Here is a 24770-nt window from a genome sequence, read left to right on the forward strand (position 1 = left end):
TCATAAAATTCAGACTTACCCTAGCCGATTATGGGGTATTTATGATTTAATAAGCTCATTATTTAATTACGTAAAGAAGGGGTAACATGACTTTTGTTGTTACTGAACAATGCATTAAATGCAAATATACAGATTGCGTTGAAGTATGTCCTGTTGACTGTTTTTATGAAGGACCTAATTTTTTAGTTATTCATCCCGATGAATGTATTGATTGCGCGCTTTGTGAACCAGAATGTCCGGTCGAGGCGATTGTTTCTGAGGATGACCTCACTGAAGAGCAAAAGCAATTCCAGGCTTTAAATGCTGAGTTAGCCAAAACATGGCCAAATATCACGGCTAAAAAAGAAGCTCCTGAGGATGCAAAGTCCTGGGAAGGCGTTGAAGATAAAATTCAATATCTCGAAAAAGAGTGGAAGAAATAATGTCGCTCGCTGACGATGCAGTTATGCATTGTCAGCGTGTATTAGGAGAGAAAGGTCGGCTTTCAACTGCCATTCCTGGTTTTGTTGCACGCGCACCGCAAATCACATTAGCTACCGCTATTGCAAAAGCCATTACAGAAAAAACGATCTTGGTTGCTGAAGCAGGTACAGGAACAGGAAAAACGTTTGCCTATCTTATACCGGCTCTTTTAAGTAAAAAGAAAACACTCATTTCAACTGCAACAAAAACGTTGCAAGATCAATTGTTTCAAAAAGATCTCCCCATGCTTATTCGAGCACTTGGTCTTTCAGTGCGCTTGCAAAATCTCAAAGGGCGAGCGAATTATCTGTGTCGTTATCGCATCGAGTTACATGCTCAGGAAGGTCGGTTTGTAAATCCTCAAGCCATGCATGAATTATTACATATCCGCGAAAGGCTAGCGCAACTCACTGAGGGAGAGCGCTCTGAGTTGCCTGAAATTCAAGAAGATTCATCCGCATGGCCTTATGTAACCTCAACTACTGACAATTGCCTAGGTAGTGATTGTGAATACCATGAAACGTGCTTTTTAATGAAAGCACGCAAACGAGCGCTTGATGCTGATATTGTCGTTATTAATCACCATTTATTTTTTGCTGACTCCCGTTTAAAAGAGGATGGTTTCGGTGAGCTATTACCGGATATTGACTCCGTTATCTTTGACGAAGCTCACCAATTGGCTGAAATTGCTGCTAATTTTCATGGGGAGCGGGTAGGTACACGTCAAATTCGTGAGTTACTTGATGACTTAATACGTGAGTGGCCTGTGCTTGATTTAGTCAACCAACCTTTGAAAGAATTAAGCTTAAAAGCAGATCAGATTGTTGATCAACTGTGTTTGGCGTTACCTACTCATGAAGAGCGTATAGCCTGGGATATATTAGAGCGAAACAAAGCCTTTATCCATGCATGGGAAGCATTATTGGCGTTGGTAGATAGTGTCCTAAATTGTATAAACGATGCTGATTTTGAAAAGACACCTGGATTTACGCGTTGTTTTAAGCGATTGGAAGATTTAAAACGAGGTCTATTATATTTTACAAAAACTGACACCGTACAAATTCGATGGCTGGAGCGTTTTAAACATAGTCTTGTTTTTCAAGCTACACCTTTTGATATCGCAGACTCGTTTAATACCATGCTAATGAGAGAGTCACGGGCTTATATTTTTACGTCTGCAACGTTAACAATGGCGTCTTCCTTTGATTGTTTTTTAAAACCCCTTGGAATAAAAAATGCTCATACTTTAATGTTGACAAGCCCTTTTAATTATCAGGAACAAGCGTTACTTTACTTGCCACGTGAGTTACCTGATCCTAAAGATGCACGCTATTATGACGTCTTATTGGATAAAGCATTACCTGTAATTAATGCGTGTGGAGGGCGTTGTTTCTTTTTGTTTACAAGCCATAAGGCCTTGAAACTGGTTGCTCAAAGGCTGGTCAATACATTAAAATACCCGCTTTTAATCCAAGGCGAAGAAGCTAAACCCATATTATTGGCACGTTTTCGGCAATTGGGAAATGCGGTACTTTTAGGCACTGCAACCTTTTGGGAAGGTGTTGACGTGAAAGGGGAGGCTTTATCTTGTGTTATTATTGATAAATTACCCTTTGCCAGTCCGGTTGATCCTCTCGTTCGTGGAAAAATGGCTTATTTTAAATCGCAAGGGCTGTCGGGTTTTGATGAATTGGCCCTCCCCAACGCCGTATTGGCTTTAAAACAAGGGGTCGGACGTCTGATTCGGGATGTTACCGATCGAGGCGTATTAATGATTGCTGACCCTCGATTAACAGGAAGAGATTATGGTCGTCTGATTTTTGCGAGTTTACCTACATTACGTAAAACTCGTGAAGAACTGACGGTACTCACTTTTATAAATGAATTGGCTTTAAAAAATGAACCTGCTAGCCATTGATACATCAACAAGCTGTGCCTCTGTTGCATTATGCATAAATGGGAATGTAAGAAGTAAAGAACAAGGTGCCCAGCGCCAACATGCTCAATTACTCCTTCCCATGATTGACCAACTATTGGTAGACGCTGGATATCAGTTAAATCAGCTTGATGGTATTGTGTATGGCAGGGGGCCTGGAAGTTTTACAGGTCTTCGTATTGCATGCAGCATAGCCAAAGGCTTAGCCTATGCGCATGATCTTCCTTTGTTTCCAGTGAGTAGTCTTGCGGCCATTGCTGATGAAGCCTGTCATCAACATCAGATGGCTGAAAAAGTTGAAGTCCTGGCGATGATTGATGCCCGCATGAATCAAGTCTATTGGGCTTGTTATGCAAATAAACAATGGGATGCAGAGGAATTCGTTTCAGATATGTCTGCATTGAACTTGTCATCAAGCTCGTCTTTAATGATAGCGGGTATAGGATACGAACCTTACCTTAAAGACCTTCCTCAGAGTATTCAATCACGAGTTATTCAACAAGTTGTTGTTTATCCCCATGCTCAAACGATGCTTCGTCTAGCGTTAAATGGTACTATAAAAGCCATTACAGCTGCCGAGGCAGTTCCTGTTTATGTGCGCAATCAAATAACACAAGGAGATACTCGTGGATAAGCGCTTGCTCGAAATTCTGGTTTGTCCGCTTTGCAAAGGTAAATTAATTTTTAAAGAAAATGAGCTAATCTGTAGATTTGATCGGCTGGCTTACCCCATTCGCGACGGTATACCAGTGATGCTTGAACAAGAAGCTCGTTTAATTCCTTTAGAGGAAAAAGAACAATTATGACGCATGCATTCCATGTAATTATTCCAGCTCGATACCAATCAACGCGTTTGCCTGGCAAGTTAATGATGGAGATAGATGGACTTACCGTGATTCAGCGTGTGTATCAACAAGCGCTTAAAGCAAACCCCACCTCGATTATTATTGCTACTGACAATTTAATTATTGCCGAACATGCTGAAAGTTTTGGGGCTACGGTTCAAATGACGGCGGTGCACCATCAAACCGGAACGGATAGAATTGCAGAAGTAGTGGCCTCAGTTCCATTTGCTTCAGACGATATTATTGTAAATGTGCAAGGAGATGAGCCATTTATTGCGCCTCAACTTATATCACAAGTTGCAGAAAGCCTCTCTATCTCACAAACGCCTATGGCCACTTTATGTTGGCCTCTGGAAAGCTATCAACAACTTAACAATCCTAATATTGTTAAGGTAGTTCGTGATTGCTGGAATAACGCGCTTTATTTTTCAAGAAGTGCAATTCCTGCTAATCGTGATGAGCCTGAGAATATCAAACAGGTTTTTCGTCATATTGGTTTGTATGCTTATCGCGCATCATTCTTACTGGATTTTGTAAAATGGCCCGTCTGTGCCCTTGAGGCATCGGAAGCATTAGAGCAATTAAGAGTATTGTGGGCTGGACACAAAATCAGAGTAGAGCAAGCTTGCACACAACCGTTACAGGATATAAATACCCAGGAAGATCTGCTTTTAGCGCGCCAACTTCTCTCTTCTGTCTAAGCAGTTACAGGTGTTAAAGATTTTAATACTTCGTATACTTCATTACCTGCTTTTACTAATGTATGTTCAGTTTGGCAAGCACCTAAAGTCACGAAGAAGCGATGCCGTGTAGTTTCACTGGGTTTAAGATAGTTGATGACTCGATGGCTAATTGCTTGTAGTGAACGCAAAATATGAGTTCGAATCCACTGAATAAGCGCTGACCGTTTTGCATTAGAAAGAGTTTCCATGTGGCTATTATCGAGATGCATTTCCACCTTCTTAGTAAGTTCATCTAGATAGGTAGCATCAGAGCAAAATAAGTTTTTATTGATATATTGATTATTAAGTTGTTCGAATTCGCGGTGCATAGAAAGGAGAACAAACAATCGAGAATCAATTTTATCTAAAGTGCCTTTTTGCCAGTCGTTATGAATATCAAAATTATCATGAGTAATCGACGCATAAACCTGTTGTAGTTCTGGATTATCAGGATGTTGAGTGAGTGCGGCCGGAGTATATTCTTTGAGGATACGTAAAAATTCTTCACTTAACGTCTCAAGTGCTGTTATTGAGGTTTGATAAGCGGGTGATTGTAAGCGCCGCTCTATTTCCAGGGCTTTATCACGAGTTTGATTGCGTTGTTTAATCTGTTCTTGTACCACATTAAATATGTCTTCTAACCTTTTTACCCAATCTTTCAAATCTTTACCACGAGTGGCATCCAAGGCATGGTAAAGAGCAGTTAATTTTTGAAAAGCGTCAGAAGCATCTTTCTCCTTTTCTTGAACACTTGCCTTAAAAGGGTTATTGTCAGTAAGGGGAGTAGACAAAGGACTATGAAACTCTTGTGTAATAGTAGTTAAATGTTTAGAAAGTTTCTCTTTAAAAACAATCTTTGAGCGAGTGATAATATCACTTAACTGTAGTAGAAAATTGTTTTTACTAAGTAATAAACTCTCGAGAGGTAAGCTCGATTGTTGAAGACTCAAGAGAAATGCCTGAGGCGAATTTAATTGATCAGCTATTTTCGTGTTAATAGCATCCTGGTCAAATTCCTCATATTCATATTGAATTTCTAATGCTGTCTGGGTATCAATGAGTGCTTCTTTGAGCTCAAGGCCTATTGTTTCTTTTTGAGCATTGTAGGCTTCATTTAGAGAGCGAATATCTTTTAGGGTAGAGTTTTTTAGGTCTTTAAAACGTGTTGCTAACTGATCAAATTTTTCGAAATCATTTTTCACACCTGCATTAATTTCATGCAATAAACCCACTATCTGTTGCAAACTATCCCAATCCAATTTTTCATTCTTGGGGATAGAGAGAAATTTTTCTTTGAGGGAATTCATCATCGCAAGCTGATGTGTTTCCTTTTCATCAAATTGCTTTAAAAATTTTGTAAGCTCTTTCTCTAACGATTGTAAATTTTTTCTTGTTTCTTTGGCTTTTTTATCTACTGCCGATGGCGAAAATAAAAAAAACAGGTCTAAACTCCTTTGTAATTTAGGCAATAAATCTAACGTGATTTCTTCCAAAATACGTCTTTGATTATCGTGAATAGTTGTGCTTTGCTTTTCTATAGAATCAGTTAAAGAAACATAATCTTTAATGATATGAATAGGAAAGGTCTCTATTTTACTGATGAAATGTTGCATAACAGCAAATTGATTTTCTAAGGTTGCTCTGTCTTTGCTGAATTGACCTGTAAATAAATCTTTTAACAGACGTTGAATAACATCTTCTTCCAATGGTTTAGTAGTGACAATGAAGTTGAAAAAACCAGTTTTTTCACCTAAATGCTGCAAGCATTTTATTCTGAATTCTTCGACAGCATCTTGATTAATTGGTAAATTTTTTGATTTTAATTCGCGGTAGATTGCTTCAATAAACATCACTAAATTTACTTTACAGTATTGCCATTCGGTATTCGTTCTATTTGTTGCTGAAATGGCTGAAAGGCTTTTTAGAAAAGTTTCTATCGTGTTAAGAAGTGTTAACTGCGCATTCACGAGATTTTCAGTTAATTCTGTAGTATCCATTGTTGTGAATGTGAGTTTTGTATATCGAGCCCATATGTTGGCATGAAGATTAGTTAATTCTTGATAGTTTGTTTCTAAGTTATGCGTGGCATTTTTAAGTTCTTTAACTAAAATTTCATGGTAGCCTACTTCATGAATGCAATTCCTTACTCTCTTTTGTGTTTCTGAAAGTACTCGTTGTGAAAAGTCAGTCTTCTCTTTAAATAAGCCAAGTAATGGATGCAACACATAATCTTGTTGATGGGTATTATCCATCAGAGGAAGAGTGAACGTCTTTTCAAATCTCTTTAAGCCCACTAAATAATCATTAATTTTTTCTTGAAGTGATGCGGGTGGAGGCGGAAATGAATCGTCGATGATTATTGGATGTTTATTTTTTCTCTTGGTTTTCGACGGATTATTTGATGCGGATGTTGTTTGCTGCATATTAGTTGAAGATGTTTCTTTAGTGGTTAGCGCTTTAAATTGACGCACATATTGGGTTAAGTCTGATAAAGGCTGAGCATTATTTTCCAATACTGATAATTTTAGCTTCAAGTCTTCAGCTATCGACTGTTGACTGACTGCTTCGCGTAATATTTTGATAGTCTCTTTGAAAAGCAGAAGTTCGAGATTAGTGAGTTCTTCAGGGGTTGTTTGCAAAAACTCAGGACTTAAGGCGGATAGTTTAGCAGTGAAAGAGGAAATTCTAGATTGTAAATCCTCAACTAGCAGAGAAAAAACAGGCATTGTTTGCAACTCATGAACTAGGTTCTGGATTTGCTCTAGTCGAAATTGAATAATCTCGTGGTCTCGCCCCATTTCAACTACCTCTACACAGGCCGTTTAAAATGTGACTACCTTAGCACCACAAGCTTAAGAAAATCTTAAAGAAATGTTTCAAAAGAGAAAATTTTTTAAAGTTGACATTGATTTATTGAGCCAGTAAAAAGAGACGAAGTTATAAACTCAAGGTTAACCCATTGCTTGAGGATATGAGCCTAACAAAGTCATCATTATTGAACTACTTAACAGTTCATTTAACGCTGCCTGAATAGGAGATTCCGATTGATGGCCTTCAAAATCAATAAAAAAGAGATAACTCCAATTTCTATGGCGGTAGGGGCGCGAAGCAATGGAGGTCATATTAATATTATATTTTTCAAAGGGCCTTAGTAATTGAATTAAACTGCCAGGTTCATGGGGTGTAGAGATAACTAATGAGGTTTTATCAAAGCCACTAGCTGCAGGAAGCTGCTTACCTAGAATAATAAAACGAGTTGTATTATTTGGATAATCTTCAATATGTTGATGGGATTTTTGAAGTTTATAGATTTCAACAGCTTTATCACCGCATATCGCTGCTGATTTAGGTTCGTTCGATGCCAATTGGGCAGCAATACCATTACTCGCCACTTCTTTTAATGTCGCCTGAGGGTAATGAACAGCAAGCCAATGTTGACACTGCGCTAGTGCTTGTTGGTGGGCATAAATAATTTCTAATGGTTCTTTAGGTGCAACACGCGCCAGATGATGACGGATGCGTAATGAAATTTCGCCACAAATTTGTAACTCACTGTTAATCAAATTATCGAGTGTGACATTAACCATCCCTGCCGTACTATTTTCAATAGGTACAACGCCGTAATGAACATTGCCGCTTTCTACTTGTTTAAATACTTCAGGGATAGAAAGTTCCGGAACCATTGTGACACTTTCACCAAAATGTTTTTCCACGGCCTGTTGAGTGAAGGTGCCCTCAGGGCCTAGGTAGGCTATAGTGAGTGGTTGTTGCAAGGCAAGACAGGCTGTCATGATATCTCGAAAAATTCGTGCTACTTCACCGTCAGGGAGGAGACTGTCATTATTCTTTGTAATGGAGCGCAGAATCTGTGCTTCACGCTCAGGGCGATAATAAATCGGAGAATGCTGTTCTTGTTTAATTTTAGCGACTGCTGAAGCAAGAGTAGCTCGCTCACGCAATAAATCAAAAAATTTTTTATCTATCTTGTCAATTTGATTACGAATCGTTGCAAGCTTATCATTGTCATTCATGCAGCACTCTTATCCTATCACCCTTTTCGGTCGATTCTTTTTTTCCGTAGATATAATAATAAAGCAGGAAAAACCATAATCAAAATACCGCAGGCAAAAACCAGACGAAAATGACTGGCTCCACCCATATCCATACTGCTTTCAGGAGGAATAAAGCCAACGACCAAGGTGATAAAACAACCCGCCAGGCCTAAAATACACGTTAAATAATAACCGACATTGCCACCTGGGATTTTAAATGCGCGAGCAAGATGAGCAAATTTGTTTTTTGAACGCCAGGCTGCAATAAACATCAAAACATACATCATGATGTACAGCTCGGTACTCAAATCAGTGAATAACCAATAAATGGCATTAACACTGGGGAATAATAAAAAACCACTGCATAGGAGGGTTACCAGGACAGCTTGTAAAATTAAAATACGCGACGCAATTCCATGTTGGTTTAAACGGTAGAGCCAATGAGGCAAGAAACCGTTATCTGCTGCCAGTAATAAACCTTTAGCAGGAGAAATAATCCAATTTACCATGCCTCCCAGACTACCTAACAATAACAATATCACAATAAGCGGCATGAGTGCAGTGAGGTGATATGCCTGAAAGAAGTTGGTAAACGCTTGCATAACACCATCTACCAAGCTAATTTTTTCTTGTGGCAATACAAAGGCAATTGCAAGCGAGCCCAGTATCATTGTTGTTAGAATTAGAATTACAGAAAAAAACATGGCTCTTGGGAAATTACGTTGTGGATCCCTAACATTACGAACATGCACAGCCGCAAGCTCCATTCCCAGAAAGGAGGTCATAATTGCGGTGAGCGACACCCAGGATTGGGTATCTTTCCAATGTGGGAGCAAGGTGTGTAAACCTAAATCAATGGCCAGTGGATTTCCTTTAATAAGCCAAATGACGGCAAGGAGGATAATAAATCCCATGGGTAGAATCATACCAAAAATTGCGCAAAAACTGGCAAAGGCGGCTGAGGCACGTAAGCCTGCAAGACCGAGAAACGTAAGTGACCAGAAAACAATAAGAATTACACTAATCAAATAATATTTATTTTGTGCTAAAGCAGGATTAATCAAATAGGCGAGTGTACCTGCAATAAAGGACAAAATAGTAGGGTACCAAACCATTGTATTAATCCACTGTAGCCATATAGTGATAAAAGCTACACCTTCCCCAAATGCATGTTTAACCCAACTGTAAACGCCACCTTCTTCTTCAGGCCAAAGGGAAGCAAGCTCAGCGGAAACCAATGCAACAGGGATAAGAAAAACTACTGCTGAAAACGCAAAAAAGAAAATTAATGATGATCCAAATAGCGCTGTGGCAGGTAAATTACGGATACTATCAATGGCTCCGGTGATCAATAACACTAATGCAAATACAGGGATTTTTTCCGAAGACCATGCTTTCATAAAACAGTTCCGATGAGATAGTTTGGCAAAAAGATAAGCATTATAAGGGATGAAGAAGGGTATGAAAACTAATTCTTTGCTATTTCGATGTTCAGCAAAACAAATAAGATAGCATGATATTTTTTTAAGATTAAGTGAAACTACAATAGAAAAAATAATTTGCCGTCAAGACTATTTATTTTATTTTTTTTTCTATAAAATGGTTTCCCCACAATTCTAAATTTTAATCTACTTATCTGTGGATAATTTTTCTTGCTCTACAGCTCTTTTTCCTTAATAAACTGTGCTCTATTCTTATAACCCTTTTAAAATAAGCCCAATTTCGAAATTTAATACATGAACTTATCCCCAAAATTTGTGGATAACTCTGTGTGTAGTTAGTTAAAATCTCAATAATGGTCTTTTTGAATCACTCAGGCTCATAGGATTTTGACTAGATTACCAGAAGTCTAAACTTGATATCGTTGATTAAATTTTAAATATTTAGCTTGTATCTTGAATAACATTTTGTTAAATAGCAGGGCGTTATTTTAATTTAATAAGGAAATATAATGTTTAGACTATTTAAGGCTTCTCTTAATACTAAAAGTATTCCTCATGCAGCTTTGCAGGTTGTTAATCTCGCTGCATTTGGTGCTGCTACTTATGCGTTATTAACTGATCCCAATGCAACTATTGCAGAGTTTGGGTTGGATGCTGCTGTGCATTTAATCAGTTATTTTGGATTAAGCGATCCAGCATCACTTGCTTGTGAAGTAAGTGCTTCTTCCGCTAATTTAATCAGACTAGGAGCTATCTATGCGGGAGTTACTTCCGGTAGTACGTCGGCCCCTGATGTAGCCAATATGATTGATACCTTAGTTCATGGCGGCAATGCAATAGCCTCATTTATAAAAGCTGATTCCGAGCCGCAGGCAGTTGAAGTTGCTAAAAAAATGAGTTAAATCCCGTGCGCGGTGATAATAATTCGCCGTGCAGGTGCCGCATTTCGATGTTCACACAAATAAATCCCTTGCCATTGTCCAAGTGCTAGTTTTCCTTGCATTATTGGAATCATCAAACTGGCGCCCAACACCACATTTTTGATGTGTGCGGGCATGTCGTCTTCACCTTCCAAGGTATGTCGATAAAGAGTATTATCATCAGGAATTGTTTTATTAAAATAAGATTCCAAATCCAGACGTACGTCAGTGCAAGTATTTTCACTGAGCGTTAATGAGGCGGACGTATGCTGAAGGAAAAGGTGGACGAAACCAATATTTATCTCTGGTAGTGAAGTCAGCAGGGGGGCAAGCTCAGAGGTAATAAGATGAAAACCACGCGGTTTCGCGGCTAAGATACACTCTGTTTGCCAATAAAAAGGTTGCTTTTTATCCATGACGATAACCATCCCTGCAGGCAGGTGACGCTTGAGTTGTTTGATTCCGTTTATCCCATTCATCATTGGTATATAGATGTAGACTTAAAGCATGTAACCCCGTTTTTAATTCATCCGCTAATAATGCATTAATTTCGCGGTGTCGATTAATCATCGATTTACCCTTAAAGGCTTCAGAAACCATGAGTATTTTAAAATGAGTTTCAGAGCCTTCAGGTACGTGGTGTTTATGCGATTCATTGTCAACCTGTAAATAAGTACTGGTAAAATTATCTGTAATTAACTGGATGATTCGTTTTTCTCTCGACATACACTGCCTCAAATTTTTGCAAGATAACTAAATTATACCGAATAAAATTGGGTTTGGTTAAAATTGTTTATCAAGCAAGTATAGATAATGCAGCCTAAAAATATTTGAAATCATCTAATCAATGAATTCCTCCAATAGCTGTGATATCTTTTTTTAAATTTTAAAGATGCTTAGGGAGCAATGATGAAAGAAAAAGGGTTTACACTTATTGAGTTAATGATTGTGGTGGCAATTTTAGGTATTCTTATCTCTCTTGCTGTACCAGCTTACAGACAACACATCGTACGAGCAAAAGTGATAGAAGGATTAAATTTGGCGTCTACCGCAAAAATTGCTGTGTCAGAAGCTGCGATAGCGAATCATGTGTTACCTTCTTCCCAGGAAGCCACAACTTATTCGAGTCCAACACCAACCGCTAATGTGAAATCAATTACGATTGGCGACAAAGGCGTTATTACAATTACTTATACCCCTGAAGCTGGCGATGGAACATTATTGCTGACGCCGACAATGAAAGCAGATGGTGATTTAACCTGGGCTTGTTCGGGTGGAACCCTGGAAGAAAAATATCGTCCTTATGGGTGTAAATAATTTACCGAGTGTCATTTACAAACAGAATATACAAACGATGCGTAAACATGTCGCGGTAATCGCGACATGTTTAATCACTCCGTTACATCAAAGTTTCTGCGGAACAAGTTTATTTTGTAGACGAATATACACAGGTAAGCCATCGTGATAGGGAGGGTACGCTTCTCCTTGAATCAGAGGTGCCAAATAACGGCGACAATGATCGGTGATCCCCATACCGTCTTCACTTATAAAATTAGCCGGCATTTTCTTTTCCTGATTGGCTACATCGGCTAAAGGAACATGGCTGATAGACCAACGATACGGTGAATCTTGCTCGCGTTTAATGATAGGCATGATCGCATTGTGTCCCTGCAATGCTAAGTCAACGGCTGCTTTACCCAGTGCATAGGCCTGATCCAAATCAACTTGGGAGGCGATATGTCTTGCTGCACGCTGTAAGTAGTCTGCTACAGCCCAATGATACTTATAACCTAATTCCGTCTTAACTAATTGAGCAATAACGGGTGCAACGCCACCTAACTGTGCATGGCCAAAGGCATCTCTTAACCCGGCATCACTTAAAAATTGCCCTGCTTCATTGCGAATACCTTCAGAAACGACCACCACACAATATCCATATTTTTTAACGCACTCATCAACCTTGCCTAAGAAATGTTGTTGTTTAAAAGGTACTTCAGGAAACAAAATAATGTGAGGAGGTTCTTCTGCCTTTTCACCTGCTAGACCACTGGCTGCAGCAATCCAGCCAGCATGGCGTCCCATTACTTCAAGAATAAAGACTTTGGTTGAAGATGCTGCCATGGATGCAACATCAAATCCTGCTTCCATTGTTGAAATAGCCACATACTTGGCAACAGAACCAAAACCAGGACAAGCGTCTGTAAAGGGTAAATCATTATCAACGGTTTTGGGAATGCCAATACAGGTAATCGGATAACCCATTTCACTGCTTAATTTGGAGACTTTGTAGGCGGTATCTTGAGAGTCGCCACCACCATTATAGAAAAAATATCCAATATTATGTGCTTTAAAGACTTCAATTAAGCGCTCATACTCAGGTCCACTCTCTTTTAATTTGTAACGGCAAGAACCGAAGGCACCCGATGGAGTATGCAAAAGCTTGGCAATATCGGCATCTGTTTCTAAAGAAGTATCAATCAATAACTCATTTAAAGCGCCGATAATTCCATTTTGTGCGGCGTAGACTTTTCCGATTTGTTCCGGATGTTTACGAGCCGTTTGAATCACCCCACACGCCGATGCGTTAATAACTGCGGTAACTCCACCGGACTGGGCGTAGATTGCGTTTTTAATGGACATAATTTCTCCGAGGTATAAATTCAATCAGAAGGGCTGGTTTGGTATAGATTGTCAAATTCATCAATCACTTCGTCAATACTTTGAATAAGTTCTGCAAAGGTATTTTTTAGCTCATCGACTTGTTTTGCGGTTTTTGCCTGTTTTTCAAGACGTATGACTTGCGTTTGCAAATGGGGAACTCCACAAAAACAGCAGGCACCGTGAAGCTTGTGCGCGGCACTTTCCAAACCTTTAATGTCTTTATCGTGTAAAAGCTGAATAAACTCTTCGCGATTTTTTCGTAATTCTTCTACGAATCGACTCAAAAACTCCTCAGCCAATGCCTGGTTGCCTGAGACCTTTTGTACACAAAGCTGCCAATCGATAGCTGCAGATTTGGCTTTTTTAACAATACGTAGTAAATAAGTGAGTAATTGCTTTTCATCAATTGGCTTTTGTAAACAGAAATCGACCCCTGCTTTTTTTTAACTTCTCTTTACTGAGATTACTACTGTCTGCACTAATCACAATAATGGGTGTTTGTTTATTCAGCATAGATTCATGTCGAATAAGACGAGCTGCATCCAAACCGTTAAGTTTAGGCATTTGCAGGTCAAGTAATATGGCATTGTAGCGTTTACTTTGGCAAATTTTAACGGCCTCTTCGCCATCATCGACTGTTTCGATCGTTGAATTTTCCTGGAGTAAAGAGGTTAATAACATGCGATTTACAGGGTTGTCTTCAGCAATTAAAACGTCAGGATGGGAAACGCGCAGTTGGGCGCGTAGATTATCCAATTCTTGATCAGTATTCGTGGCTTGGGACGCCTCGTTCAATACAGATTCAATAATTTCATGCAATTTTTGAATGCTAATTGGTTTGAAGAGAAACGCTTTTGCACCTAGCGCTTGATGATTATGGATGACCCATTTGGAGACTAAAATAGCGGGTATTGTTTGCTTACGTAAAATTTGAGCGACCTGTTTTTCACAACCTTCATTAACATTAATAAATGCCAAAGAACAATCACTATGTTCACTAAAGGCTTTTTCAAGTTGATTGAATGCGGGAATGCGGATACATTCGATGCCCCAATAGCCTAAGCCATTACACATTGCTTCCAAATAGAGAGGATTATCATCAAAGCACAGTACTTTTAGACTATCGAAACGATGACTTTGTTCCTTTTCAACTTCATAGGCTGCTAATTTTTCGAGTTTGATACGCACTGAAAAAGTGGAACCTTTATTCACTTCACTGGTAAATGAAATACGTCCCTGCATTTGCTCGGTCAGTTTTTTACAAATGACCAAGCCTAATCCTGAGCCACCAAAACGACGGGTAATCGTCGTATCGGCTTGATTGAATGCATTGAATAATTTGGGCTGATCTTCTGGTGAGATACCAATACCAGTATCGATAACAGATAAACAGACTGTGTAATCTTTCTCAGTTTCTTGTTCAATTGACGTGCGAATTAAAACATAGCCATGATCGGTGAATTTAATGGCATTACTAACCAGATTAGTAATAATTTGCTTAATACGGATAGGATCACCAAGTACTTTTCTAGGAACATTCACCTCTGTTGCCGGGATAAGATCAAGTCCTTTCTTATGAGCATTCGGGGCGGCTAACGCTAATACTTCGTCAATACAAGAGCGAATATCTAAAGGGATGCAGTCTAGATGCAATTTACCTGCGTCCATTTTAGAGTAATCAAGAATGTCGTTAATAATAGTTAACAAATCCTGCGCTGAGGATTTAATGGTTTTCACATAATCCAACTGCAAACTATCCAGTTTGGATTCCAGCAACACATTAGTAAATCCAATCACACCATTCATCGGATTACGAATTTCATGACTCATATTGGCAATGAACTCGGATTTTTGTCTGCTCTTTTCTTCACATTTTTTCTTCTCTAACGACAGCTGAATATTTTTTTCTTCAAGTAATTCCAGACCTTGCTGCAAATCTTCAGTCGCTACCTCAATATGATGATTTAAATCTTTGATGGTATTCAAATAGGCTTTCTGCAAATGTGAACAGCCTTTTTCAATCATCCCTAACTCACCTGTACTGGTTGTGCTAATGTGCGTCTCAAACTCATTGCTAAGAATTTGTTTCATGCTTCGTCTTAAGCGTGCAATGGGAAGATAAATGCGTCTGGATAAAAAGAAATGAATCGTTAAACTAATTAATAAACCTAAAAGCGTAATGAAAATGGTCACAATATACATCTGGTAGCGCTTGATAAGCATGGACTGGGTATCAATATCCAGTGACAACCAACCAAGAATATCATCAGCTTGTAGGGTGCGATTCGTCGATTTTTTTAACGAGTTTGTTGAATAAAGATTAAATTTTGGAATAGTAATTGGGGCTGTAAAATTAATTGTATAAGGTTCTATTTGCTTGCTTTCTATGTAGTCGCCTGTGAATTCAGGAGGGGTAAAAGGCTTGTGGATAGAATGTTTACCACCACGATAAGCCAATAATTGTCCTTGTGCATTATAGAAAGCTAGGGATTTAATTTCCGGATTAATAGTCGAGGCATTGATTAATCCCTGTAAGGTTTTACTATCATTGCGCATCATGGCAAATTGCGCAGCGGGTAAAAGTTGACGAATATAGGCTTCGCCAAGCCGAGACATATGTTGATTTAAGTCTTTATTAAATTGACCATTATAAAAAACAGCAAATAAAAGGGCGACCAGGAATACTGGGATTAAAGTGGTAATGCGGAGCTGATACTTAATGCCAAGTCGTTTCATCATTGGCGTCTCCTGCATGTCATGGCAACTAGTATCGGCACGTGATTCCCTATGAGATAATTCTGATGTTCACTTATACTCTAGCCTTGATTATTCCAAATAACAGATAAAAACCTTGGCTCACAATCTTTTAAATGCATCTGCTTAAGCTTAGCAAATTCATAGCAATGATTTGTGAAAATGCTATAGAAAGCGGGCCTTATGGGTTTTTGTTGTTGCTAAACTGAGCTATTATAGCTTGATTATTTCCTCGCTTACAACGGAGCTTTTTAATGGTTGTTAGAACTCGTTTTGCCCCTAGTCCCACTGGTTTTTTACATGTGGGCGGTGTACGTACGGCATTGTTTTCCTGGCTTTATGCAAGACACCACCAAGGTGAATTTGTATTGCGCATTGAAGATACTGATCAAGAACGTTCGACTCAAGAATCCGTGCAAGCTATTCTCGATGGAATGGAGTGGTTGGGACTCCATTGGGATGAAGGGCCTATTTACCAAACTAAGCGTTATGATCGTTACCAGGAAATTGCTCAAATGCTTTTGAATGAAGGCAAGGCTTACCGTTGCGAATGCAGTAAAGAACGTTTGGAGGCACTACGTGAAGCTCAATTAGCCGCTAAGGAAAAACCTCGTTATGACGGATGCTGTCGCAATAAAAATTTGCCTGAAAGTGATAATCCCTATGTGATACGCTTCAAAAATCCGCATAGTGGTGTAGTCTCGTTTGCTGATGAAGTGTACGGTGATATTCATATCGACAATTGCGAACTTGATGATCTGATTCTAGTTCGCTCTGATGGCAATCCTACCTATAATTTTGCAGTGGTTATTGATGATTGGGACATGAATATTACTCATGTTATTCGAGGAGACGATCACATCAATAATACGCCAAGACAAATCAATTTATTCAAGGCACTTAATGCGCCTATACCTGTTTTCGCTCATTTACCGATGATTCTTGGCGATGATGGTAAGCGTCTTTCCAAACGCCATGGTGCAGTGAGTGTGCTGCAATTTAAAGAGTTAGGATTTTTACCTCATGCACTACTGAATTATTTAGTACGTCTTGGTTGGTCTTGTGGCGATCAAGAAATTTTTAGTGTTGAAGAAATGATTAACTTGTTTGACTTAAAAAATGTAAGTCGTGGGGTATCGAGTTTCAATTATGAAAAACTACATTGGTTAAATCAGCACTATCAAAAAAGCGATGCGCCTAAAGAAGTTGCCAAAGCGTTACAATGGCATTTTGAGCAGCGTGGTATCGATTTAACTCAGGGGCCTAAATTAGAGGATTTAGTGCAAATTCAAGCAGAGCGATGTAAAACACTCGTCGAAATTTGTGAGAAGAGCCTTTATTTCTATCAAGATGCAATTGAATATGATGAAGAAGCCGTGAAGAAGCATTTAAGGCCTGTCATTTTGTCTCCTCTTGAAACACTTTTGCAAAAATTTCAAGGGATATCTCTTTGGGAGAAAGATGCGCTTCAGGAATGTATCAATGATGTCAGTGCAGAATTTGACATGAATATGGGCAAAATAGCACAACCATTGCGTGTAGCCGTAACAGGTAGCAGTATGTCACCTGCTATTGATATGACGTTAACATTGCTTGGCAAAGAACGCACCCTGGCGCGTTTGGAGCAAGGATTAGAACGTATTCGTTTGCGCGCCGCGAGTGCTCAGTAAATTATTTTTAAGCTTGTGAGAATGGGATTAAAAATTTGCGGTTATCTACTATCTTTCTGGATGCCTCGGACAAGCCGAGGCAAGTAGGAAGTAAATGGGCCCTCGGACAAGCCGAGAGAGGTAAGGGGTAATGGGCCCTCGGACAAGCCGAGAGAGGTAAGGGGTAATGGGCCTTCGGACAAGCCGAGAGATGTAGGGGGGGTAATGGGCCTCGGATAAGCTGAGACAGGTAGGGGGGAATGTGTCTTGAAAAGCATTAAGGAATTTCCTTATATGCACCCGTCATTACGAGCGTAGCGAAGCAATCTCAATCAATATTTTTCAATGCTTATCGTTGATGAAGTCAACTAATAAAGGAAAATGATCTGAATCACCATCATAAATTACCTGGCTATTAACAGGTTTTAATGAGGGGGATGAAAACATACGATCCAGGCGCTCATGAAATGATAAAAGTGCTTTGCGCCAACGCCAGGTATACCCCCGAAATTGGGTAGCATTTAATGCATCAATATAATTTTGATCACGTAGATAGCTTGCAACATTGCCATTGTCTCCCTCGTTAAAATCCCCTGCAATAATCGTGGGTATTTGAGGATGTAAATGTTCTTTGACATGATAAATTTCTTGCAAACGAATTGGTGGGGAAGTGAACAGAGCATGGAACATAAAACCCATACTAGCTTCATTAACGAGTGGCGGTGTCAGGTGTAAATTGGCAAATTGTATCGGGCCTAAAGGTGTTTTGGATTCAAAAATCCAAATTGGATGCCAACCAATTTGGGGATGATCATATTCAATGGTATGGCAAGGATATTTACCCATTACCGCTAATCCCCCTGCATTCTTGTAATGTCGAAAATAACGATGAGGGTAACGTTTAGCAAAATTCTTCTCTAGCATCTCCTGCCAGAAAGGAGTGGTTTCTTGCAAAAGAATAATGTCTGCATCGGTCTTTCTTAATGCATCCATGCTGGTCGTCGGGGAGGTAAGTCTCCAAGGACCTTTTCCCCAATTAATATTGTATGTAGCTATTCGTAAAGTATCTGGCATTTTAGAAATAGGTTAATTTATTAAATTATTATTAGTGATGAAGGATTGAACTACCCTTAACCTCATCCTAACTCCCACTTTAAATATAGCCAAAATTCAAAATTTTAGGCAATGTGAAGCAATCCATTGTTCTCGACATTTGAAATGGATACCGCGCATAAAGCGCGGTACGTGGAAAGTAAATTCCTATCTGACGTACAGCGCGGTAAGTGGACAGTAAATCCCTATCTAACGTACAGCGCGGTACGTCGACAGTAAATCCCTATCCAACGTACCGCGTTGTACGTTGACAGTAAATCCCTTATCCTACGTACCGCGTGGTATGTTGAGAGTAAATCCTTCCTACGTACCGCGTGGTATGTTGAGAGTAAATCCTTATCCTACGTACCGCGTGGTATGTTGAGAGTAAATCCTTATCCTACGTACCGCGTGGTATGTTGAGAGTAAATCCTTCCTACGTACCGCGTGGTATGTTGAGAGTAAATCCTTCCTACGTACCGCGTGGTACGTTGAGAGTAAATCCTTATCCTACGTACCGCGTGGTATGTTGAGAGTAAATCCTTATCCTACGTACCGCGTGGTATGTTGAGAGTAAATCCTTATCCTACGTACCGCGTGGTATATTGAGAGTAAATCCTTCCTACGTACCGCGTGGTACGTTGAGAGTAAATCCTTATCCTACGTACCGCGTGGTACGTTGAGAGTAAATCCCTTATCCTACGTACCGCGCTTTATGCGCGGTATCCATTATCAAGAAAGTTTCGTGGCAAATTAAGAAAAGCAGTCGATGTATCTGTGCATGAAATTGAGTAGATTCGGCAGTACTATTTTGAATGGACTGAAGCAATTCCATTATTTTATGGAGACCGCGGTAGTTGATAGTAAATCCCTATCCTACCTACCGCGCTTTATGCGCGGTATCCATTATCAAGAAAGTTTCGTGGCAAATTAAGAAAAGCAGTCGATGTATCTGTGCATGAAATTGAGTAGATTCGGCAGTACTATTTTGAATGGACTGAAGCAATTCCATTATTTTATGGAGACCGCGGTAGTTGATAGTAAATCCCTATCCTACCTACCGCGCTTTATGCGCGGTATCCATCATCAGAAAGTTTTGTAGCAAATTAAGAGAAAGCAGTCGATATATCTGCTGTATGAAATTCAGTAGATTCGTCAGTACTCTGCGATGCTTTTTGAACGTTTTCAATGTTTTCTTGAGTCTGCGTTTTACTAAAGAAGAAGTAACTCCCCGTTTCTCTTTTGTGCCGTGCTGCTGCAGCGGCGTAGCCAACTGCAAAGCCTAAGATAAAAAGAGCAATATTGGCAATAATTTTCTTAAGCCCATAAAAACGAGGCTCATTAAAAACTTCATCATGCTTGTGCAAAAGTTTTAAAAACTCCGTTTGAAATGCTCCATTATGCTTGGTTGTATATCGAATCTTATCCTTGAGCTCCTTAGCCAAGGCTATTGCCAACTTTCCTTTTTCTCTACCTGCTTCAAAATTCGATGTAGACAAGATAGTTCCATAGGCGCTAAGTTCATCGAGATAATGGTGAACCTGTTTTGTTTTTGTAGCAGTCCATGAGGGAATTAAAGTCTTGGGTAGTTGAGCGTCAGTATACTCTTTGCAATTGTCGAGGAATTCTTGTGTTAACCCTTTTGCAGAAACTAAATTGGCTTTGGTTAATATAACAGATGCCAGTTTTGATTGAATTTTATGTTGAAATTGCTCGAAATTAACATGACTTAAATCCAGTCCTGTAAAATCCAGCAGAGCTAATTGGCATTCTTCAGAAGCATTTTCGAGTAATTTTAAAAAATCTTCAAAATGGTTGTTCACCAATTCTTCTAGAAGCGGAGCAACTCGATGTGTTTCATAAGTCTCTGTGTCGCGTTGGCCTTTACCATAATCAGGGTTTGGAAAATAAACAAGCCGTTCTCCTATTCGGAGGTAATTACCTGGACTTTTAGGAAATGAATTATAAATGACTATATTTTCAGTACCTAAAACTTAAGGATAAATGAATTCAGATGCCAGGGCTGTTTTAAGTGCGTGAGCATCCCCACTATCTATAAGCTTTGATAAATTGGCATGAAGTGATTGATAATTAGATGCATCGACTGGAGTTTGTTCAATAGTTTCGCGGTCTTCGTTTCCATAATTGGCCAAATACTCCGAACGAGTTTTGAATTTTTTAGTAACACCCATACTGCACCCAAAAAAGTCAAATTTGAACCAATATAACTCACTTTGGGCTGTAAATGCAACAATAATGCATTTTTAATGAACTTATATTCTAAATTTTATTCAAAAACTACTATTAATATTCAATGAGTTATTGACAAAAATCCTAATAAAAGATTTGTTTCAAGATGTCAGAAACAAATAATTCATGAAAGTTCCATTTATTCCTTAGACTAAACTATACCATCCAAAGATTGCGATTTAATTTATCCTTAATAATTCTTTCCTACAATAAATACAAAGACTGTTTGGGAAGAAATCATGCATCTAGTAATCTATTTTTGTGGCACCGGTAATCCAGGAGACACCTTTGGTGATCATTATGATTATGTGAACAGAAGCAAAGTTTGCACCGTCTTTGTGAAAGGATGTGATGAACCTGAGGTCTGCAATAGTGGTCTTTTTCCTAATCTTAAAGCATTTGCTAACCGTTTTGTCGGCAAATTGTTTAAAGCTGAAGATACGAAAGTAAAATTAGCAGCCTTAAAAAGCTTCTCGCCTGCCGAACATTCGCAGGAGGCTGTGGATAATAAACTTCTGGAAAGTATCGGTGTAAGACTTGATCGTACGACTATTGAGGGTCGTGTAGCCAAGGAAGAAATTGAAAGTATTACCTTATGTGGTTATAGCCGTGGTGCTGTAACCTGTTTTGAAGTGGCAAGAGCATTACATAGAATGGCACCTCAAATTCCCGTAGATATTGTTGCTGATCAGCCTGTTCCTGGTAATAGCTATCAGGGGCCATTGACTAATGCTGGCAGTATTGCAGATTGCAGTGACCTCACCAATCTTCGTAATGTCTCGGTAATTCTTGGCTCTTATACAGGTTCTATGGCTAATGTAGATTTGCATGTAAAAAAGGAAATACCTGAGGACTTAACGCCCTATAAAAATAGCTATCTATTTGTAGGAGAGGCACCCTTTTATGAAGTTATTGATGCTGTAAAGGACAAAGTAACAGGAGATGAGATAGAGTCTGCAAAATATAAAACAAATGTAAAGCCTTATTACGTTAACTCTCAAGGGGAGTTGCAGGAGTTAGGATATAGATTTGGGGATTATACCGCCGCAGTGTTTAAAGAATTAAAAATCGATGCCAATAAAGAAAGAAAATATTCAATGACACCCCAGGAATTTTCCTATTTAGTGGATACTTACAAAGCAGAATCATTACATGAAACTGAGCGTGTGATTCATCGTGGTTTTTTCTCTCAAATTCTGCCCAAATTACCAAGAAAAGCACATCGTGATTTGATTATTATCCCTCGTGAAAGTCACCATCAAGATAGACCTAACGCACCTACTGGTGAAGAACATATGCACATGCAGATGGCAAAATATCTTGATGCTAAAACAGGTCCTGATCCCCGCGAGCCTAGTAAAAAAGTGAAGTTAGGGTTGGTTAAAGAGGGTGCTGTTGAAAGAAAAACTGCAGTTGCCAAGGCAACCTATAGCAAATATGAAAGTGAAGAGCCTACTCTTTTTCCGGTAGCAAGCAAGATGCAGGGCTTTTTTGGTTTAGGTAATCAGGCTTATCGCTATATCGATAAATTGCATCCAAAAGGACATGTTCGTAAAGGGATGCAATGGAATGATAAGAAAGAAACATTATTAGACTGGTGGCAAAGCCATGAAAATACGTCTCGATCAACACAGCTCACCAAAGAGCTTGTTAAGTCCCTTAAGACAATAGATTTAAATAATAAAGATGAATTGATAAAGCTTTTCAAACAAACTGATCGGTGGTTAATGCTTAAAGAAAATAGCTCTACATCACGTTACTATCAGGTAGAATGCTTGCGTGGCCATATTAAGCATTACTTAGAAGAAAACCATGGGGTTTTGCAACAACAGATTGCACATTGGAATCGTGAAGAGTTGAAACACACAGATTACTTCTTGAAACACTGGACGGAGGGGAGTAAAGCTGCCTCTTGGTTTAAAACCAAGGAAACTGAAGTGCTTGATCAAGCATTTCTTACCCATTCTAGCTTGGAACCTTCAGAAAAAAATGACAGGGCATTGTTGAAAGCAATGGATACATGGCTTACTGCGAAAGAGGGGTCTTCGAGTAGTCGATACGATTTGGTTCTTGAAATGTATGAGCATCTCTCAGGAGTAATTCAGAATAATTACGGAATTGATTTAGACCAAGAAGCACAGATTAGTTTGAGATAGTTATACTTTTTTCAATCTTGGTATAATGAGCATTTTCAGGGTGATAAGTGTCTCGTATGGTGAATTGCTTATCATCCAAAATGCGCACAGTGTGAATATCATCAAGTTTTAAGTTTCGCCATTGCGGAATACCTCCGGACTCACTTTCTCCGGCATATTGAAAACAATGTAACTGCTCTTCATTCCCTAAAATGCCATAGTGATAGGGTTCAATAAGTCGCTTTTTTTTATGATAACTGCACTCCACAGGATTTCGTGCAGATATTGCTAGAGCTAGTTTATCTTTAACATTCATCGTAGGAATTCGTTTATCACTTTACTATAGTTTAGTTTAGTGACAGTTATTTAGGGAAAGCATTAGTTTTAATGAGATTTAAGGTATTATTCATTCTATTGAGATTTAGGAAATTAGATAATGGTACAAGATTTAAATGAAGAGACTTCAAATTTTAATCAGGATTCGTTAACAAGAGAGTTGACTGCTGCATTAGTTATGGAACATCAATTACGAGCCATTATGGATGATTGGATTAGTAAAACGTCTTCTGAGCAAGCGAAACAGCTACAAAAGAAAATTTTAATTGCCGCTCAGGAGTCGATAAAAGGAATGCTGCAAGCGACTTCAAAAGAAGTGTTTATGCTGCAGCAACAACGGTTTAATCAATTAATCGTGGGCGTTAAAAATCAGCTTAATTTAGAAGAGGATTTGGAAGGTCCATTAGAAGATTATCGATTTTATAGAGAGCTTCTACAGGTATTGCGCAGTGCAACAGCAGAAAATTTTAAGACCTTGCATGAAAAATTACCTACGTGGTTTAAAGAACATGAGCAGTATACCCATTGGAAGATAGAATTGGATTTCTTGAAAGGCGAATCTGATGCACGTATTTTTGAAACGCACAAAAATCTGTTGATAGAAGGTCTATTAGCGAATGAATCTCATCAGCAATTGGCAAATCTCATGTCCATAGCTCTTATAGAGCAGAACAATCATATGTTGGCTGATACTCGCTTATCTTATCTGAAGGAAACAAATAATCGTAAAAAATTAATCGCAGACATCAGTTGGATAGGACTGGGTGCTTTGCTTGTAGCTGCAGCTGCCGTATTAAGTATTGCGTTCCCGCCATTGATTATTCCAGGATTAGTCATTGGGGGCGCTGTTTTAGCCTATGGAGCTATTGATTTTATAAGAAATAGTGCCGAACTTTATAATGAACTACAATTAACGCCTCTTGGGGAAAGAAAAATTTCATCAAGGACTCGTGATGAAATTGCCCAATTGGAAGACCAATTAAATAAAGGTGAAAATACTTTTATTGAACGCCAACAACTCGAGAAAAAGCATTGGTCAAATGAGGAAAAACTAGTTAAAGGATTAGGTTATACCTCTTCTTTTCTTGGTTTTGCCTTAGCCATTGCTGCTTTGTCATTGATAATTCCTGGGGTGGGTGCTCCAATTGCCGCAGTAATTACTATCGCTGCCTTGTCTGTAGCAATCAGTGTCGTTGCGGTGAGTGTTTTAGGAACTAAACTCGTTCGAGAACATCAACATCAGCAAAAGGTCCAGGAGAAAACTGAAGAAAAAATGGCGGCTGATAAACAAGTAGTAACTAAGATTAGCAAACTCACGCACCAACCGACGACTAACAAAGATTTATCTCACGAAGAGAGTAAGCAAAAAAAGCCTGTTTCTCCCAGTAAGCCATTAACTGAAAAGGCAGAAGAAGGCGATGAGGAAGACGAAAGTGAAGGGGAAAGTTTTAAACGGTGAATGTTAAATCTTCGGTTGCAAGCGAACAGATTATCGATATAAAAAAAGACATTTT

20 protein-coding genes and 1 pseudogene are annotated in these 24770 nt (G+C 39.0%); 10 read left to right on the forward strand and 11 right to left on the reverse strand.

From position 1 onward, the window contains the following. Positions 1-86 precede the first annotated feature (86 nt). The 5 genes from fdxA to kdsB are packed head-to-tail and all read left to right on the forward strand — an operon-like array spanning position 87 to position 3944. Positions 87-422, forward strand: a complete 336-nt coding sequence (gene fdxA, locus LHA_RS04305) for a ferredoxin FdxA (RefSeq protein ID WP_045105442.1) — start codon at positions 87-89, stop codon at positions 420-422. Further along, a complete protein-coding gene (locus tag LHA_RS04310) occupies positions 422-2380 on the forward strand; it encodes an ATP-dependent DNA helicase (RefSeq protein WP_102046631.1) in 1959 nt (652 codons plus the stop codon). Before fdxA ends, LHA_RS04310 begins: the two co-directional genes overlap by 1 nt. Continuing rightward, a complete protein-coding gene (gene tsaB / locus LHA_RS04315) occupies positions 2361-3032 on the forward strand; it encodes a tRNA (adenosine(37)-N6)-threonylcarbamoyltransferase complex dimerization subunit type 1 TsaB (protein WP_045105444.1) in 672 nt (223 codons plus the stop codon). The genes LHA_RS04310 and tsaB overlap by 20 nt, the downstream gene beginning before the upstream one ends. Further along, positions 3025-3204, forward strand: a complete 180-nt coding sequence (locus LHA_RS04320) for a Trm112 family protein (RefSeq protein ID WP_045105445.1) — start codon at positions 3025-3027, stop codon at positions 3202-3204. Before tsaB ends, LHA_RS04320 begins: the two co-directional genes overlap by 8 nt. Further along, complete coding sequence (gene kdsB, locus LHA_RS04325) at positions 3201-3944, forward strand: 3-deoxy-manno-octulosonate cytidylyltransferase (protein ID WP_045105446.1); 744 nt, start codon at positions 3201-3203, stop codon at positions 3942-3944. Before LHA_RS04320 ends, kdsB begins: the two co-directional genes overlap by 4 nt. On the opposite strand, the gene LHA_RS04330 is transcribed toward kdsB, so the two are convergent. The 3 genes from LHA_RS04330 to LHA_RS04340 form a co-directional block, all read right to left on the reverse strand. Then, the gene (locus LHA_RS04330) at positions 3941-6763 is read right to left on the reverse strand and encodes a hypothetical protein (RefSeq protein ID WP_045105447.1); all 2823 of its coding nucleotides are present in this window, start codon (positions 6761-6763) and stop codon (positions 3941-3943) included. The genes kdsB and LHA_RS04330 overlap by 4 nt on opposite strands. 153 nt (positions 6764-6916) lie before the next feature. Beyond that, complete coding sequence (gene pheA / locus LHA_RS04335) at positions 6917-7996, reverse strand: prephenate dehydratase (RefSeq protein WP_045105448.1); 1080 nt, start codon at positions 7994-7996, stop codon at positions 6917-6919. A gap of 17 nt (positions 7997-8013) precedes the next feature. Then, entirely contained in the window at positions 8014-9417 is a 1404-nt protein-coding gene (locus tag LHA_RS04340) for an APC family permease (RefSeq protein WP_045105449.1), read from the reverse strand. Between the two features lie 551 nt (positions 9418-9968). On the opposite strand from LHA_RS04340, the gene LHA_RS04345 reads away from it, so the two are divergent. Beyond that, positions 9969-10361: a hypothetical protein gene (locus LHA_RS04345; protein WP_045105450.1), complete on the forward strand. Its 393-nt coding sequence runs from the start codon at positions 9969-9971 to the stop codon at positions 10359-10361. Here the strand turns inward: LHA_RS04345 and LHA_RS04350 are convergent. Next, positions 10358-10795 carry a secondary thiamine-phosphate synthase enzyme YjbQ gene (locus LHA_RS04350; protein WP_045105451.1) on the reverse strand — a complete coding sequence of 146 codons (438 nt, stop codon included), beginning with the start codon at positions 10793-10795 and terminating at the stop codon, positions 10358-10360. The two genes, LHA_RS04345 and LHA_RS04350, sit on opposite strands and share 4 nt — an antisense overlap. Beyond that, on the reverse strand, positions 10788-11105 hold the full coding sequence (locus LHA_RS04355) for a BolA family protein (RefSeq protein WP_045105452.1): 318 nt from the start codon (positions 11103-11105) through the stop codon (positions 10788-10790). Before LHA_RS04355 ends, LHA_RS04350 begins: the two co-directional genes overlap by 8 nt. Positions 11106-11288: 183 nt before the next feature. On the opposite strand from LHA_RS04355, the gene LHA_RS04360 reads away from it, so the two are divergent. Further along, complete coding sequence (locus LHA_RS04360) at positions 11289-11696, forward strand: pilin (RefSeq protein ID WP_045105453.1); 408 nt, start codon at positions 11289-11291, stop codon at positions 11694-11696. A gap of 87 nt (positions 11697-11783) precedes the next feature. On the opposite strand, the gene LHA_RS04365 is transcribed toward LHA_RS04360, so the two are convergent. Together LHA_RS04365 and letS are read right to left on the reverse strand one after the other, a co-directional pair. Next, entirely contained in the window at positions 11784-13019 is a 1236-nt protein-coding gene (locus LHA_RS04365; protein ID WP_045105454.1) for a 6-phosphofructokinase, read from the reverse strand. 20 nt (positions 13020-13039) lie between these two features. Next, positions 13040-15779, reverse strand: a pseudogene (gene letS, locus LHA_RS04370) (two-component system sensor histidine kinase LetS). Positions 15780-16048: 269 nt separating this feature from the next. On the opposite strand from letS, the gene gltX reads away from it, so the two are divergent. Next, positions 16049-17464, forward strand: a complete 1416-nt coding sequence (gltX, locus tag LHA_RS04375) for a glutamate--tRNA ligase (protein WP_045105455.1) — start codon at positions 16049-16051, stop codon at positions 17462-17464. Positions 17465-17785: 321 nt separating this feature from the next. Here the strand turns inward: gltX and LHA_RS04380 are convergent, their stop codons facing one another. The 3 genes from LHA_RS04380 to LHA_RS04390 form a co-directional block, all read right to left on the reverse strand. Then, complete coding sequence (locus tag LHA_RS04380; RefSeq protein WP_082060280.1) at positions 17786-18517, reverse strand: endonuclease/exonuclease/phosphatase family protein; 732 nt, start codon at positions 18515-18517, stop codon at positions 17786-17788. 1124 nt (positions 18518-19641) lie between these two features. Further along, the gene (locus LHA_RS04385; protein ID WP_045105457.1) at positions 19642-20358 is read right to left on the reverse strand and encodes a hypothetical protein; all 717 of its coding nucleotides are present in this window, start codon (positions 20356-20358) and stop codon (positions 19642-19644) included. Between the two features lie 171 nt (positions 20359-20529). Continuing rightward, the gene (locus LHA_RS04390; protein ID WP_045105458.1) at positions 20530-20727 is read right to left on the reverse strand and encodes a hypothetical protein; all 198 of its coding nucleotides are present in this window, start codon (positions 20725-20727) and stop codon (positions 20530-20532) included. 297 nt (positions 20728-21024) lie between these two features. Here LHA_RS04390 and LHA_RS04395 point away from each other — a divergent pair, with 297 nt between their 5' ends. Next, positions 21025-22941 (forward strand): hypothetical protein, encoded by a 1917-nt coding sequence (locus LHA_RS04395; protein ID WP_045105459.1) that lies wholly within the window; start codon positions 21025-21027, stop codon positions 22939-22941. Here the strand turns inward: LHA_RS04395 and LHA_RS04400 are convergent. Further along, positions 22928-23236 carry a WYL domain-containing protein gene (locus LHA_RS04400; RefSeq protein ID WP_045105460.1) on the reverse strand — a complete coding sequence of 103 codons (309 nt, stop codon included), beginning with the start codon at positions 23234-23236 and terminating at the stop codon, positions 22928-22930. The genes LHA_RS04395 and LHA_RS04400 overlap by 14 nt on opposite strands. Positions 23237-23356: 120 nt before the next feature. On the opposite strand from LHA_RS04400, the gene LHA_RS04405 reads away from it, so the two are divergent. Next, positions 23357-24715, forward strand: a complete 1359-nt coding sequence (locus LHA_RS04405; RefSeq protein ID WP_045105461.1) for an EI24 domain-containing protein — start codon at positions 23357-23359, stop codon at positions 24713-24715. Positions 24716-24770 lie beyond the last annotated feature (55 nt).

The organism is Legionella hackeliae (assembly GCF_000953655.1).
In the GTDB taxonomy this organism is placed as follows: domain Bacteria; phylum Pseudomonadota; class Gammaproteobacteria; order Legionellales; family Legionellaceae; genus Tatlockia; species Tatlockia hackeliae.

What these genes read in the sequence shown, in the direction of transcription:
- LHA_RS04405 (WP_045105461.1), top strand. Translation starts at nt 23,357, where the DNA reads ATGGTACAAGATTTAAATGAAGAGACTTCAAATTTTAATCAGGATTCG.
- pheA (WP_045105448.1), bottom strand. Translation starts at nt 7,996, where the DNA reads ATGAATGACAATGATAAGCTTGCAACGATTCGTAATCAAATTGACAAG.
- LHA_RS04345 (WP_045105450.1), top strand. Translation starts at nt 9,969, where the DNA reads ATGTTTAGACTATTTAAGGCTTCTCTTAATACTAAAAGTATTCCTCAT.
- LHA_RS04350 (WP_045105451.1), bottom strand. Translation starts at nt 10,795, where the DNA reads ATGGATAAAAAGCAACCTTTTTATTGGCAAACAGAGTGTATCTTAGCC.
- gltX (WP_045105455.1), top strand. Translation starts at nt 16,049, where the DNA reads ATGGTTGTTAGAACTCGTTTTGCCCCTAGTCCCACTGGTTTTTTACAT.
- LHA_RS04355 (WP_045105452.1), bottom strand. Translation starts at nt 11,105, where the DNA reads ATGTCGAGAGAAAAACGAATCATCCAGTTAATTACAGATAATTTTACC.
- tsaB (WP_045105444.1), top strand. Translation starts at nt 2,361, where the DNA reads ATGAACCTGCTAGCCATTGATACATCAACAAGCTGTGCCTCTGTTGCA.
- LHA_RS04310 (WP_102046631.1), top strand. Translation starts at nt 422, where the DNA reads ATGTCGCTCGCTGACGATGCAGTTATGCATTGTCAGCGTGTATTAGGA.
- LHA_RS04395 (WP_045105459.1), top strand. Translation starts at nt 21,025, where the DNA reads ATGCATCTAGTAATCTATTTTTGTGGCACCGGTAATCCAGGAGACACC.
- LHA_RS04365 (WP_045105454.1), bottom strand. Translation starts at nt 13,019, where the DNA reads ATGTCCATTAAAAACGCAATCTACGCCCAGTCCGGTGGAGTTACCGCA.
- LHA_RS04390 (WP_045105458.1), bottom strand. Translation starts at nt 20,727, where the DNA reads ATGGGTGTTACTAAAAAATTCAAAACTCGTTCGGAGTATTTGGCCAAT.
- LHA_RS04330 (WP_045105447.1), bottom strand. Translation starts at nt 6,763, where the DNA reads ATGGGGCGAGACCACGAGATTATTCAATTTCGACTAGAGCAAATCCAG.
- fdxA (WP_045105442.1), top strand. Translation starts at nt 87, where the DNA reads ATGACTTTTGTTGTTACTGAACAATGCATTAAATGCAAATATACAGAT.
- LHA_RS04360 (WP_045105453.1), top strand. Translation starts at nt 11,289, where the DNA reads ATGAAAGAAAAAGGGTTTACACTTATTGAGTTAATGATTGTGGTGGCA.
- LHA_RS04380 (WP_082060280.1), bottom strand. Translation starts at nt 18,517, where the DNA reads ATGCCAGATACTTTACGAATAGCTACATACAATATTAATTGGGGAAAA.
- LHA_RS04400 (WP_045105460.1), bottom strand. Translation starts at nt 23,236, where the DNA reads ATGAATGTTAAAGATAAACTAGCTCTAGCAATATCTGCACGAAATCCT.
- kdsB (WP_045105446.1), top strand. Translation starts at nt 3,201, where the DNA reads ATGACGCATGCATTCCATGTAATTATTCCAGCTCGATACCAATCAACG.
- LHA_RS04340 (WP_045105449.1), bottom strand. Translation starts at nt 9,417, where the DNA reads ATGAAAGCATGGTCTTCGGAAAAAATCCCTGTATTTGCATTAGTGTTA.